The following is a 13,565-nucleotide window of genomic DNA, read 5'->3' as shown; positions in this document are numbered from 1 at the left end:
CAAAATTATTCTATCATTTGTTTTTCTCTAATTTCAGATAATGTTTTACAATCAATACACAAATTAGCTGTTGGTCTAGCTTCTAATCTTTTTATACCAATTTCTACTGCACAAATATCACAATAACCAAAATTATTAGTATTTAATTTGCTTAAAGTATGTTCAATTTGCTTAATAAGTGTTTGTTCTCTTTCTTGATTACGTAATGTTAAATTTAATTCTTCTTCTTGTACAGCACGATCTATAAGATCTGGATAATTGGATGTTTTGTTTTTTATATATCTAATGGTTAATTTTTTATTACTTTTTAATTTATTACACCATGCTTGTAATATTTGTTTAAAATGTAATAATTGTTTATGATTCATATACTTTTCATGAGGTTGTAGTTGGTAAGGTTGTACTCCTGCGATAGATAAAATATTTAATGATGATAATGTACATTTTTTATTCATAACAAGATTCCATAATGATGTGCGTAAGATATCATAAAAATATTAATTAATGATCTAGTTTAACAGAACTATAGTTGAAAAAACATATTTTTTTATATATTCAAATAACTTATTTATATTATTCAAAATATAATATGAAAACTATGGATAATAATTATGTTAAAATAGATAAATGATGTTTTATATAAAATTATATATGTGATTTAACTTGTAATATGATTATTAATCATATAAAATTGTTTTTAAATGATAAAACATCTTATTAATAAGATTTAAATATATTCTTGTACTTAAAATATTTAAAATTTTCATGTTTTTTATTTAAAGGATCATTATTTAATATGAATAATACTGCTATAATTAATTTAACAAATATAAATTTTACAACAAAAATTAATCTTAATATGTTTGTTTTAGTAGATTTTTGGGCAGATTGGTGTAATCCATGTAAAATATTTTCTTCTGTATTTGTAGCTGTACAACCACACTATAATAATATTCTATTTGCTAAATTAAATATTGAAAAATATCCACAAATCGCACAAGAATATAATATTCGGAGTATACCAACAATTTGCTTATTTAAACAAGGGAAATTAATTGATAAGATGGTTGGTTCAATACAACAACAACAATTACAAGATTTTTTAAATAAATATACAACGTAATATAAAAAACAATATTATAATACTATAGTGTTAGTATTAACATCTTATTTTACAAGTAGGAGAGTATTATCATGATATATTAATTGATGTTTATATTAATTTAAGTTTGAATATACATATTAATATATGTTTGTTTTATTTATTATATAATAAATATATTATTTTACAAGAAACCTTCAAGAATCATTCAAAATTAAGACCCCACCATTATGAATCTTACCGAATTAAAAAAAAAAACAATATCTGAATTAATAAAATTAGGTGAAAGTATTGATTTGGCTAATTTAGCTAGAATGCGTAAACAAGATATTATTTTTACTATATTAAAACAACATTCCAAAATTGGCGAAGATATTTTTGGTGATGGAATATTAGAAATATTACAAGATGGATTTGGATTTTTGCGTTCTTCTGATAGTTCTTATTTAGCAGGTCCAGATGATATATATGTTTCTCCTAGTCAAATTAGACGTTTTAATTTACGGACAGGCGATACTATTTCAGGGAAAATACGTCCTCCAAAAGAAGGAGAAAGATATTTTGCATTATTAAAAGTAAATACAGTTAATTTTGATAAACCGGAAAATGCAAGAAATAAAATTTTGTTTGAAAATTTAACACCATTACATGCTAATAATCGTTTAAGTATGGAAAGAGGTAATGGTTCTACTGAAGATCTAACATCACGTGTTTTAGACTTAGCTTCTCCAATTGGTAGAGGACAACGAGGATTAATTGTAGCACCTCCTAAAGCAGGCAAAACAATGTTATTACAAAATATAGCACAAAGTATTGCATATAATCATCCTGACTGTATATTAATAGTATTATTAATTGATGAACGTCCTGAAGAAGTAACAGAAATGCAGAGATTAGTCAAAGGTGAAGTTATTGCATCAACTTTTGATGAACCATCTTTAAGACATGTTCAGGTATCAGAAATGGTTATTGAAAAAGCTAAAAGATTAGTAGAACATAAAACTGATGTTATTATTTTATTAGATTCTATTACACGTTTAGCACGCGCTTATAATACTGTGGCACCTGCTTCCGGTAAAGTTTTAACAGGTGGTGTAGATGCAAATGCATTGCATAGACCAAAACGTTTTTTTGGTGCTGCAAGAAATGTAGAAGAAGGAGGTAGTTTAACTATTATTGCTACTGCATTAATTGATACCGGTTCTAAAATGGATGATGTTATTTATGAGGAATTTAAAGGAACAGGTAATATGGAATTACATTTATCTCGTAAAATTGCTGAAAAAAGAGTATTTCCAGCAATTGATTATAATAGATCTGGAACTAGAAAAGAAGAGCTATTAAGTTCTACTGAAGAATTACAAAAAATGTGGATTTTAAGAAAAATTATACATCCAATGAGCGAAATAGATGCAATGGAATTTTTAATTAATAAATTATCAATGACGAAAACTAATAATGATTTTTTCCATATGATGAAAAGATCATAATTTATAAAATTAAATATGTTTTTACAACATATATATTTTATTTATATATTAATATATATGTTGTAAAATATTTACTAATGTTTTTTTATAAAAAATATGTAAATATTTCTAGACTTTAACATAAATTTTTTGTTAATATAACCTTGTTGTGTACACCCGTAGCTCAGTAGGATAGAGTACTGTTTTCCGAAAACAGTGGACTCAGGTTCAATTCCTGTCGGGTGTAAGTTAATTCTGTATTTATAGTAATATTCTAAAATAGTTTATGATGGTGGCTATAGCTCAGATGGTAGAGCACTGGATTGTGGTTCCGGTTGTCATGGGTTCAAATCCCATTAGCCACCCAAGAATAACTAAAAATAATATAATTATTATATTCGGTGAGTAGCGCAGTTTGGCAGCGCAACTGGTTTGGGACCAGTGGGTCAGAGGTTCAAATCCTCTCTCGCCGATTAAAAATATGATTTTATTTATTAAATTATATCTTTGTATAAAAATATATTATGTTTCATAATATATTTTTTAATATCATTAACTGTTACAACTATCATATTATGTTTTTTGGCAAAATTTATTGTGTCATATATATCTGCCATTGTACCGTTTGAATTAGTTAATTCACATAAAATTCCTATAGGATTTTTATGTGCTATTTTTAATATATCAATTGTAGCTTCTGTATGTCCAGGTCTTATTAAAACACCACCAGATAACGCCCTTAAAGGAAATACATGTCCTGGACGATGTAAATCTGTTGGTTTAGCATTATATGCTGTTGCTGTTTTAATTGTAGTATATCTATCTTTAGCAGATACTCCTGTAGTAACTCCTTTAGCTGCCTCAATAGTTACTGTAAAACCTGTTTGATATTTACTAGTATTATTTTGTACCATCATGGGCAACTCAAGTTTTTTACGTAAATTTTCTGTAATGCATAAACAAATAATACCGCTACTATAACGGATTGCAAAAGCTATTTGTGGTATAGAAATAGTTTCAGCAGAAAAAATAATATCACTCTCATTTTCTCTATGTTGATCATCCATGATGATAATACCTTGTTTATTGTATAAACTATAAATAGCATTATTAATTCTAATCAAATAGTTTCCAAAATAATGATCTAATATTTTTTTTCGTGTCATAAAATTAATTAAATATATATTTTATATGCATAATAATTAATATATTAGTATCTAATTTATACTTATAAAATATTTTTTTAGTAAAATATTTTTAAATAAAAATTAATAATAAAATGATGATATATATTACATTTTGATCAAACTCAAAAATTTGAGCTTATTAGTTATATTATATATTATAATTATTATGATAAGTTTAAATTTTTATGGAGAATATGGTGAAAACATATTTAGTAGGTGGAGCAGTCCGAGATTTACTTTTAAATTTAAAAGTTACTGATCGCGATTGGTTAGTTGTAGGTTCTAATATTAATAAAATGATAAAATTAGGTTATAAATTAGTTGGCAAAGATTTTCCAGTATTTTTACATCCCAAAACACATGAAGAATATGCTTTAGCACGTACGGAACGTAAAATTGGTCATGGTTATACAGGTTTTTCTTATAAAACTGAACAAGTTACTTTGGAAGAAGATTTATTACGTAGAGATTTAACTATCAATGCTATAGCACAAGACGAATTAGGATATTTTCATGATCCATTTAATGGAATTTGTGATATTAAAAATAAAACTTTAAAACATATTTCAGTATCATTTCAAGATGATCCTTTAAGAATATTACGTGTAGCAAGATTTGCAGCTAAATTTGCACATTTAAAATTCCATATTCATCATAGTACATTAGATATGATGAAAAATATGTGTAATTCTGGAGAATTATTATATTTAACACCTGAACGTATTTGGAAAGAAACAGTAAATGCTTTAAAAACATTAAATCCGCATATATATTTTCAAGTTTTACGTAAATGTGGTGCTCTATCTATTTTATTTCCTGAAATTGATAAATTATATGGAATACCTGCACCAAAAAAATGGCATCCTGAAATAGATACTGGCATACATACTATGTTAACTTTAAAAGTTATATCAAAATTAACAACAGATATTTCAGTACGTTTTGCATCTTTATGTCATGATATTGGTAAAGGTGTAACTCCTAAAACTTTATGGCCAAGTCATTATGGACATAACAAATTAGGCGTGCCTATCATTCAAAGATTATGTCATCGTTTAAAAGTACCAAATAATATTAAAACATTATCTGTATTAGCTGTTAAAACACATGATTTATTACATAATATTCATAAACATTCACCTAAAACGATATTAGATATATATAATGTCATAGATGCTTGGCGTAATCCTCAAAGAGTAAAACAAATTGCCTTAATTAGTGAATCAGATGCTAGAGGCCGTAAAACATTTGAAAATATCAATTATATACAGGGTAAATATTTTATAAAAATTTATCAATATTTACGTAAGATGAATATCCAAAAAATTATTTCACAAAATAATATTCTTGTACACAAAGGTTGTGATATTAAAAATATTATATATAATCAAAGATTGCAATTATTAAAAAAATTTTTACAAAAAAAATAAAAAATTATATATAATTTATATATATAATTATTAAGATTATTAATCGATAAATAACAAAATATAACCATGATATATGATTAATTAAAAATAAAGATATTTTAATAGTTAATAAACTAATAATAAATGATACTAATAAACTTTCAAATAATAGTAATATATTATTAATGTTAAGTAATGTGTGATTTTTATATAAATCTAAACAACTTGCTCCTAAAATTACTGGAATAGCCATTATAAAACATAATTTAGTTGCTAAAGTACGTTTTATACCTAATAATAAATTAATAGACAATACAGCACCAGATCTGGAAAAACCTGGTATTAAAGATAAACATTGCATTAAACCAATAATATATAATTTCTGATAATTTATATTATTTAAAGAATATATAATATTATTTTTAGGTTTAAATATTTCTGCTAGACATATTAATATACTACCTATTAATAAACCATAAATTATATTTTTAATATTTGTAATATGTTTAATATATTTATATAAAAATAAACCACATATTACAATTGGTAATGTTACAAGAATAATATGTATTAAATTAAATTTTTTGTTCGTAATAATGTTGTATTTAAGAGTATTATTTAAAATATCTATAATATTTGTTCTGAAAAATATACATGTTGCTATCATTGATCCTAGTTGTATAACAGTAACAAAAAGTTTGAAAAAATCATTACATGATATATGAAATAATTTGGATAATATAATAATATGTGCTGTAGAAGATATAGGTAAAAATTCTGTTAAACCTTGTATAATGCTTAAAAACATGATTTTATAGAGCTTATATTGTATTAACATATATAATAATTTTCCTATGCATATTTTTTATGTAATAATGTCATTCAGAGTTAGTTTGGGATTAATCATAATACTAGAAGATTGATACTGATTTTGTTCTGAAATTTTTTGCATGCCAACATATGCTATCATAGCTGCATTATCTATACAATAATTAATTTTACTAGTAAATAATTGTATTTTATGTGATTTTAATTGGTTAAAAAAATATTTTCTTAAAGTATCATTAGAACTAACACCCCCTGCTATAACAAGTTGATGTATATTATATTTTTTAAGTGCATAAAAACTTTTTATGAATAATGTTTCTATTATCGCTTCTTCAAAAGCATAAGCAATGTTAGCTTTCATTTGTATATCATGTATGTTATTAGCATCTATAAATTTTTTTACTGCAGTTTTAATACCCGAAAAACTAAAATTAAAATTATTTTTATCAGATGTCATAGGTCTAGGAAATTTTATCTGACAAGGTATAGCTAGTTTAGCTATCTTACTAAGATATTTTCCGCCTAGATATTGTAATTTTAAAAATTTAGAAACTTTATCATATACTTCACCGATAGCATCATCAATATTAGTTCCAATAATCTTATATTTACCTAATTGATATGCATATATTAATTGGGTATGTCCTCCAGAAATTAATAATCCTAAAAATGGATATGATGGTTTTTTTTTTGATAACATTATAGATAATAAATGTCCTTCCATATGATTAATAGGTATAATAGGAATATTTAAAGAAAATGCTAATGCATGACCAAAAGTTGCACCAACTATTAAAGAATTTATTAAACCAGGTCCACAGGTGTAAGCAATACCATCTATGTCATGTAATTTTTTATTGGTTTTTTTTAAAACTTTATTAATTACAGTAATAATGTTTTTTAAATGATATCTTGCTGCTATTTCAGGTACAATACCACCATATTTATGGTGTATTTTTTGTATTTTAATATAATTACATAAAATACCGTAATTACTATCATATATAGCTATTGCTGTATCATCACAAGAAGTTTCTATTCCTAGAATTAACATAATATTTTTAAGTTTTTTCGTATATAATATAACAAAATATATATATATAATATATAATTAATATTATATATTATTTTGTGAGTAAAAATTATATGCCAGTTATTAGAGTACGTGAAAATGAACCATTTGATTTAGCTTTAAGACGATTTAAACGTTCTTGTGAAAAAGCAGGTATTTTAGCAGAAGTGCGTCGTAGAGAATTTTATGAAAAGCCTACTACAATTAGAAAACGATCTAAAGCTTCTGCTATTAAAAGACATATGAAAAAAATTTCTAGAGAAAAATTGAAACGAACACGTTTATTTTAATAAAAATATTATGAATAACATATCATAATTTATTAATACCAGTATATTATTGTAAATAATACATATTATGAAATATTTTTCCCGTGATCTTATCAATTATGTATTAGACAAAGCTAATATTGTATTTTTTATTAAAAATAAAATTAAATTATACAAAAAAGGACAAAATTTTTTTGGTATTTGTCCTTTTCATTTAGAAAAAAATCCTTCGTTTGTTGTTAATGAAATAAAAAAACTATATCATTGTTTCGGTTGTGGTGCTCATGGTAATATTATTGATTTTGTTATGCATTATGATCATTTGTCATTTATACAAAGTATTACATTAATTATCGAATTTTTTAATATTACGATTATTAGTAGCACACAAAATATAATAACTAATAAAAATTTTATACAAAAAAACCTATTATATAAATATTTAATATATATACATCAATATTATAAGTATGTTTTATATACTTGTAATGAAGGCAAAATAGCTTATCAGTATCTCTTAAAAAGAGGATATAATAATAATATTATACGATATTTTTCTATCGGTTATTCCCCTAGTATAATACATCAAAAAATTTTGTTAAATACAACACTATTAAATATTTTACAATATAAATTAAAAATCATTAATTTACATACATTAACTAAAAAATATTATGATATTTTTCATAACCGTATTATTTTTCCTATAAAAAATTTACAAGGTTATATTGTAGGTTTTGGCGGTCGTATTATACAACAAAATAAAATACCAAAATATATTAATTCTTCTGATAGTATTATTTTTCATAAAAATCATGAACTATATGGTTTATATGAAATTACTCAACATAAGAAACACATAAAACATATATTAGTAGTTGAAGGTTATACTGATGTTATCAGTTTATTTCAATTTAATATTAAATATGTTGTTGCAGTATTAGGTGCACATATTAGTAGTATTCATATTAAAAAATTGTTTTGCATAACAAATATGATCATTTATTGTTATGATGGTGATGCTGCTGGTATGAAAGCACATTGGAAGTCACTAAAAAATAGTTTAATCCATATGGTACATGGTAAAAGTATTGGTTTTATGATTTTACCTAATAATGAAGATCCAGATAGTTTAATTAGAAAAGAAGGTACTATTTTATTTGAAAAACGTATTAATAATATTTTGTTATTTTCAGATTTTTTTTTTCAAATATTGTTATCTAAAATTAATATTAATACCTGTGAAGGTAAAACTAAATTAAGTTATATGGCATTATCTTTGATTCGAATGATTCCTGATTATTTATTTCAAATAAATTTAGTTAAACAATTAGGTAATAAAATTGGCCTAATGAATTTATTAGATATTTATCAAAATAATATTCAAAATAATCATATTTATAATATTCAAAAAAATGATAATTTTCTTAAAAAAACTACTATACGTTTATTAATTAGTTTATTAATACAACATCCACAGTTATCTTGTTTAGTTCCTAAAATACATGTATACCTTACTACTAAGGTGCATGGTTTGTCATTTTTCATTCATTTAATTCAATTGTGTAATAGTAAAAATATTACTACTATACAAATTATAGAAAAATATAGATTTACTAAATTAAAACAATACCTTGAAATACTTGCCTTATGGAATCATATGATTCCTAATAAACAAATAAAATTCTTTTTTATGCAATTAATACATAAATTAAAAATTCAAATTTTAGAAGATAGACAAAATTATTTAATATCTGTAGAACGTACTATAGGATTAAATATAGATGAAAGAAAAGAATTATGGTTTTTAACTAAAAGATTAGCTAAAAAATAATATTATAAATAAACAATGTTTGTTATATACATAAATATTTTTTTTAATAAAACTTTTAGTATGATAATCATTAACATATATTTTTATGTTGACTTTATATAAAGTAGAATTTTATTTTTATAAATATAAAAAATAATTTATTTCATATTAAGAAAAATTTAATAATTAAAAATTTCATTTTAAATATTATAAAGAAGATAAAATACATGACTATTAAAATAATACAGGAAACACTTGAAGAAGATTTTATTTTAAATCAAGAACATATTCCAGAAGAAATAACACAACAAGTTTTAACAAATAATAATGACAGTGATTTAGGGAAAACAACAGATCCTGTACGTATATATATGCGCGAAATGGGTACAGTATCATTATTAACTAGAACTGGTGAAATAGATATCGCAAAAAAAATAGAAGCTGGTATGAATCAAATTCAATGTGCTATGGCAGAATATCCTAATACTATCATGCATATATTATATCAGTACGATTTAATAATGTCTGGGGAAAAAAAGTTTTCGGATATTATCTATGGTTTTACACATACCATACAACCAAAAGATAATTTAAATAATAATAGATTTTTATTATCATCTGAACATAATTTATTAACAAATAATGATCATCTTATTGATCCTATATTAGCTAAAAAAAAATTTATACTATTACGTAATCAATTTTATAAAACATATAATTTAATATGCAACGAGGGATATTATCATAAAAAAACATTAATTGAAATAGATAACCTTATTAAAATTTTTATACAATTTAGATTAATTTCTAAAGAATTTTATTTTTTAGTTAATAATATCCGTAAAAAAATATTTTATATTAGAAAACAAGAAAATAAAATCATAAATTTTTTTATTAAACATTATAATATTACTAAAAAACAATTTTTAATTTTTTATAAAAATCATGAATCTAATGAACAATATATTTTTTCTAAACTACAAAAATATAAATTATGTCAACAATATTTCACAAATGCTATATACGAAAAATTATATAAAATTTTTTTAACATTAAAAAAAATTGAAAAAAAAACAAAATTAACTATAGCACAAATAAAAAAAATTTATAAAAAAATACATATAGGTGAAATAAAAGCACAAAAAGCTAAGAAAGAAATGGTCGAAGCAAATTTGAGACTAGTTATTTCTATTGCTAAAAAATATACAAATAGAGGATTGCAGTTTTTAGACTTAATACAAGAAGGTAATATTGGTTTAATGAAAGCTGTAGATAAATTTGAATATAAAAGAGGATATAAGTTTTCTACTTATGCCACTTGGTGGATTAGACAAGCTATTACCAGATCTATTGCTGATCAAGCTAGAACTATACGTATACCAGTACATATGATTGAAACAATAAATAAACTAAATCGAATATCAAGAAAAATTTTGCAAGAAATTGGTAGAGAACCTACTCCAGAAGAATTATCAGAATATTTAATGATACCTGAAGAAAAAATTCGAAAAGTATTAAAAATTGCTAAAGAACCAATATCTATGGAAACACCTATTGGTGATGATGAAGATTCACATTTAGGAGATTTTATTGAAGATAATACGTCTAAATTACCATTAGAATCTGCTACTTCTGAAAGTTTACGTATAGCTACATATAATATTTTATCTAGTTTAACACCTCGAGAAGCTAAAGTATTAAGAATGAGATTTGGGATAGATATGAATACAGATCATACATTAGAAGAAGTAGGTAAACAATTCGATGTTACAAGAGAAAGAATACGACAAATAGAAGCTAAAGCATTACGTAAATTAAGACATCCTAGTCGTTCCGATATTTTAAAAAGTTTTTTAGATGAATAAAATAATTTATATATTTAAAGATTTAAGTATATATATCATTTTCTATTTTAGTAATATATTTTTTTCTTCTTGTCTTAATGTTAAAATTTGATAACCATTTTTCGTTACTAATATAGTATGTTCATATTGTGCAGAAAAAGATTTGTCTTGAGTCTTTACTGTCCAACCATCATTTGCTACATATACATCTTTACTACCTATGTTAACCATTGGTTCTATTGTAAAAATCATACCTTCTTGTAAAATAACACCATAATCATAAGCATTATAATGTAATATTTGTGGTTCTTCATGAAAATTTTTACCAATACCATGACCACAATAATTACGTACTACAGAAAAATTTTCATTTTCTACATATTGTTGTATTGTTTTACCAATTAAATATAATCTTAATCCTGGCTTAATAATTTTTATTGCTTTATATAAACTATTTTGTGTTACGTTACATAATTTTCGTAATTTTGATGAAATATTGTTACCAACATAAAACATTTTAGAAGTATCACCATAATATCCATTATATAATACTGTAACATCAATGTTAATAATATCACCATTACATAAAATTTCGTTTTTATTAGGTATGCCATGACAAACAACATCATTACGAGAAATACATACTGATTTAGGATATCCTTTATATCCTAAAGTTGCAGGTTTTGCTTTTTGCACATTTATTATATAATCATGACATATACAATTAAGTTGTTCTGTGCTAATACCTGGTATGATATATAAATCAATCATTTCTAAAACTTCAGTAGCTAATTTACAAGATTGTATAATTTTATTTATTTCACTAGCTTTTTTAATTAAAATATTCATAGTTATTGTTAAATTATTAATATTAGTTATTTGTCTATATTTTTTTATAAAAAATACTGTATATACAATATTTTACAAGTGTAAATATGTATTTATTAGAATACTAAGTTACTATATAATAGTAAATATATAAATATTTATTTTAAGGAATATAACAATGTCTTTAACTATTCAAGAAATGTTTAAGGTAGGAGTTCATTTTGGACACCAAACACGCTATTGGAATCCTAAAATGAAAAAATTTATTTTTAGTCATGTTAAAAAAGTACATATTATTAATTTAGATAAAACATTAATTAATTTTAATAAAGCATTATTAGAACTAAAAAAAATTAATCAACGTAAAGGTAAAATTTTATTTGTTGGTACTAAAAAATCTGCATCTATTTTAGTAAAAAAAACTGCACAGATTTGTAACCAATTTTTTGTTAATCATCGTTGGTTAGGAGGCATGTTAACTAATTGGAAAACAGTAAAACAATCTATTAAAAGATTAAAAAATCTTGAAATACAGAGTAAAAATGGTACATTTAACCAATTAACCAAAAAAGAAGCTTTAATACGTAATAAAATGTTATTAAAATTAGAAAAAAGTTTAGGTGGTATTAAGAACATGGGAGGCTTACCAGATGCCATTTTTATTATTGATGCTAATCATGAAAAAATAGCTATACAAGAAGCTAAAAAATTAAATATTCCTATCTTTGCTATTGTTGATACTAATTCTAATCCAGATAATATTAATTATGTTATTCCAGGTAATGATGATGCAGTAAGAGCGATAAAATTATATTTATTAAATGTTACAAAAATATTAACCATGCAAAAAACATCACATTTAACAATAAAAAATAATAATATTGTACATCAAACAATATGATTTTGAGAATAATAATATAATGAAAATTACAGTTACAAAAATTAAAAAATTACGTGCTCTTACAGGAATTGGTATTATCGAATGTAAACAAGCTTTATTGCAAACTAAAGGTGATATTGCCTTAGCAGTAGACTATATCAGAAAAAATTTAAAATTACATATTTTAAATAATATAAGTCAAACAACTACTGAAGGTTTTATTATTGGATTAATTACGAAAGATCTTGGTATATTACTAGAAATTAATTGTCAAACAGATTTTGTAGCTCGTAATACACATTTATATAATTTTGCTAATGATATTTTACAATATGTTAAACAACATCCAAATACTAATATTATAAAAATACGTAATATATTTAAGAAAAAATTATTATATTTAATAAATATTATCAAAGAAAATATTATTCTTACACAATTAGAAATTATTCAAGGAGTATTTATTGGATCATATATACATCATAATAAACGTATAGGTGTCATATTACAATCTAATTTAGATAATCAATCTATTATGAAAAAAATTGCTATGCATATAGCTGTTTTAAAACCTCGTTATATTTCTAAACATGACATACCTCAAAATATAATAGATAAAGAATATCAAATACAAAAAAGCCTTGTACAAACTTTAAATAAACCAAAAATGATTCTTAACAAAATAATTAATGGACGTATAAATAAGTTTATTAATAATATTACATTAAATAATCAATATTTTTTACTAGATACAACAAAATTAGTTGCAAATTATTTACACGAAAATAATATGGTTATTACAAAATTTTTATATTTAGAATTAGGACAAAACACAAAAATATATTAATAGATAAATAATAAAAA

The 13,565-nt window shown here is 23.0% G+C and carries 12 protein-coding genes, 3 tRNA genes and 1 pseudogene; 11 read left to right on the top strand and 5 right to left on the bottom strand.

The genetic code is table 11. From position 1 onward, the window contains the following. Positions 1–5: 5 nt before the first annotated feature. On the bottom strand, positions 6–455 hold the full coding sequence (gene dksA / locus GJT86_RS01235) for an RNA polymerase-binding protein DksA (protein ID WP_168920477.1): 450 nt from the start codon (positions 453–455) through the stop codon (positions 6–8). Positions 456–796: 341 nt separating this feature from the next. Between dksA and trxA the strand changes: the two genes are divergently transcribed. From trxA to GJT86_RS01210, 5 genes are all read left to right on the top strand, one after another. Continuing rightward, positions 797–1,123 carry a thioredoxin gene (gene trxA, locus GJT86_RS01230; protein WP_168920476.1) on the top strand — a complete coding sequence of 109 codons (327 nt, stop codon included), beginning with the start codon at positions 797–799 and terminating at the stop codon, positions 1,121–1,123. A 209-nt stretch (positions 1,124–1,332) separates the two neighbouring features. Beyond that, positions 1,333–2,592: a transcription termination factor Rho gene (gene rho / locus GJT86_RS01225; protein ID WP_168920475.1), complete on the top strand. Its 1,260-nt coding sequence runs from the start codon at positions 1,333–1,335 to the stop codon at positions 2,590–2,592. Positions 2,593–2,744: 152 nt separating this feature from the next. Next, positions 2,745–2,818 (top strand) — tRNA-Arg (locus GJT86_RS01220). Positions 2,819–2,863: 45 nt separating this feature from the next. Next, positions 2,864–2,936 (top strand) — tRNA-His (locus GJT86_RS01215). Between the two features lie 34 nt (positions 2,937–2,970). After that, a tRNA-Pro gene (locus GJT86_RS01210) sits at positions 2,971–3,044 on the top strand. 21 nt (positions 3,045–3,065) lie between these two features. Here GJT86_RS01210 and ribB read toward each other — a convergent pair. Then, on the bottom strand, positions 3,066–3,737 hold the full coding sequence (ribB, locus tag GJT86_RS01205; protein ID WP_168920474.1) for a 3,4-dihydroxy-2-butanone-4-phosphate synthase: 672 nt from the start codon (positions 3,735–3,737) through the stop codon (positions 3,066–3,068). Between the two features lie 218 nt (positions 3,738–3,955). Here ribB and GJT86_RS01200 point away from each other — a divergent pair, with 218 nt between their 5' ends. After that, complete coding sequence (locus tag GJT86_RS01200; protein WP_168920658.1) at positions 3,956–5,188, top strand: multifunctional CCA addition/repair protein; 1,233 nt, start codon at positions 3,956–3,958, stop codon at positions 5,186–5,188. 4 nt (positions 5,189–5,192) lie between these two features. Here GJT86_RS01200 and GJT86_RS01195 read toward each other — a convergent pair whose 3' ends face one another. Beyond that, entirely contained in the window at positions 5,193–5,975 is a 783-nt protein-coding gene (locus tag GJT86_RS01195) for an undecaprenyl-diphosphate phosphatase (protein WP_168920473.1), read from the bottom strand. A 57-nt stretch (positions 5,976–6,032) separates the two neighbouring features. Beyond that, positions 6,033–7,049 (bottom strand): tRNA (adenosine(37)-N6)-threonylcarbamoyltransferase complex transferase subunit TsaD, encoded by a 1,017-nt coding sequence (tsaD, locus tag GJT86_RS01190; RefSeq protein WP_168920472.1) that lies wholly within the window; start codon positions 7,047–7,049, stop codon positions 6,033–6,035. Between the two features lie 92 nt (positions 7,050–7,141). Here tsaD and rpsU point away from each other — a divergent pair, with 92 nt between their 5' ends. The 3 genes and pseudogenes from rpsU to rpoD all read left to right on the top strand — a co-directional run. Then, on the top strand, positions 7,142–7,357 hold the full coding sequence (gene rpsU / locus GJT86_RS01185; protein ID WP_168920471.1) for a 30S ribosomal protein S21: 216 nt from the start codon (positions 7,142–7,144) through the stop codon (positions 7,355–7,357). Positions 7,358–7,424: 67 nt separating this feature from the next. Continuing rightward, a complete protein-coding gene (gene dnaG / locus GJT86_RS01180) occupies positions 7,425–9,170 on the top strand; it encodes a DNA primase (RefSeq protein ID WP_168920470.1) in 1,746 nt (581 codons plus the stop codon). 143 nt (positions 9,171–9,313) lie between these two features. After that, a pseudogene (gene rpoD, locus GJT86_RS01175) lies at positions 9,314–11,014 on the top strand (RNA polymerase sigma factor RpoD); the annotation flags it as partial. 42 nt (positions 11,015–11,056) lie between these two features. Here rpoD and map read toward each other — a convergent pair. Further along, a complete protein-coding gene (gene map / locus GJT86_RS01170; RefSeq protein WP_168920469.1) occupies positions 11,057–11,842 on the bottom strand; it encodes a type I methionyl aminopeptidase in 786 nt (261 codons plus the stop codon). Positions 11,843–11,999: 157 nt separating this feature from the next. Between map and rpsB the strand changes: the two genes are divergently transcribed. Further along, positions 12,000–12,722, top strand: coding sequence for a 30S ribosomal protein S2 (gene rpsB, locus GJT86_RS01165; RefSeq protein WP_168920468.1), 723 nt, complete (start codon positions 12,000–12,002; stop codon positions 12,720–12,722). Positions 12,723–12,741: 19 nt separating this feature from the next. Next, positions 12,742–13,548 carry a translation elongation factor Ts gene (gene tsf / locus GJT86_RS01160; RefSeq protein WP_168920467.1) on the top strand — a complete coding sequence of 269 codons (807 nt, stop codon included), beginning with the start codon at positions 12,742–12,744 and terminating at the stop codon, positions 13,546–13,548. Positions 13,549–13,565 lie beyond the last annotated feature (17 nt).

Source organism: Enterobacteriaceae endosymbiont of Macroplea appendiculata, assembly GCF_012571605.1.
In the GTDB taxonomy this organism is placed as follows: Bacteria; Pseudomonadota; Gammaproteobacteria; order Enterobacterales; family Enterobacteriaceae.
This window is presented reverse-complemented; position numbering and strand designations above follow the sequence as displayed.

Excerpts from the sequence above, each read along its gene's own strand:
- dksA (WP_168920477.1), bottom strand. The coding sequence starts at position 455 with ATGAATAAAAAATGTACATTATCATCATTAAATATTTTATCTATCGCA.
- trxA (WP_168920476.1), top strand. The coding sequence starts at position 797 with ATGAATAATACTGCTATAATTAATTTAACAAATATAAATTTTACAACA.
- rho (WP_168920475.1), top strand. The coding sequence starts at position 1,333 with ATGAATCTTACCGAATTAAAAAAAAAAACAATATCTGAATTAATAAAA.
- ribB (WP_168920474.1), bottom strand. The coding sequence starts at position 3,737 with ATGACACGAAAAAAAATATTAGATCATTATTTTGGAAACTATTTGATT.
- GJT86_RS01195 (WP_168920473.1), bottom strand. The coding sequence starts at position 5,975 with ATGTTTTTAAGCATTATACAAGGTTTAACAGAATTTTTACCTATATCT.
- tsaD (WP_168920472.1), bottom strand. The coding sequence starts at position 7,049 with ATGTTAATTCTAGGAATAGAAACTTCTTGTGATGATACAGCAATAGCT.
- rpsU (WP_168920471.1), top strand. The coding sequence starts at position 7,142 with ATGCCAGTTATTAGAGTACGTGAAAATGAACCATTTGATTTAGCTTTA.
- dnaG (WP_168920470.1), top strand. The coding sequence starts at position 7,425 with ATGAAATATTTTTCCCGTGATCTTATCAATTATGTATTAGACAAAGCT.
- map (WP_168920469.1), bottom strand. The coding sequence starts at position 11,842 with ATGAATATTTTAATTAAAAAAGCTAGTGAAATAAATAAAATTATACAA.
- rpsB (WP_168920468.1), top strand. The coding sequence starts at position 12,000 with ATGTCTTTAACTATTCAAGAAATGTTTAAGGTAGGAGTTCATTTTGGA.
- tsf (WP_168920467.1), top strand. The coding sequence starts at position 12,742 with ATGAAAATTACAGTTACAAAAATTAAAAAATTACGTGCTCTTACAGGA.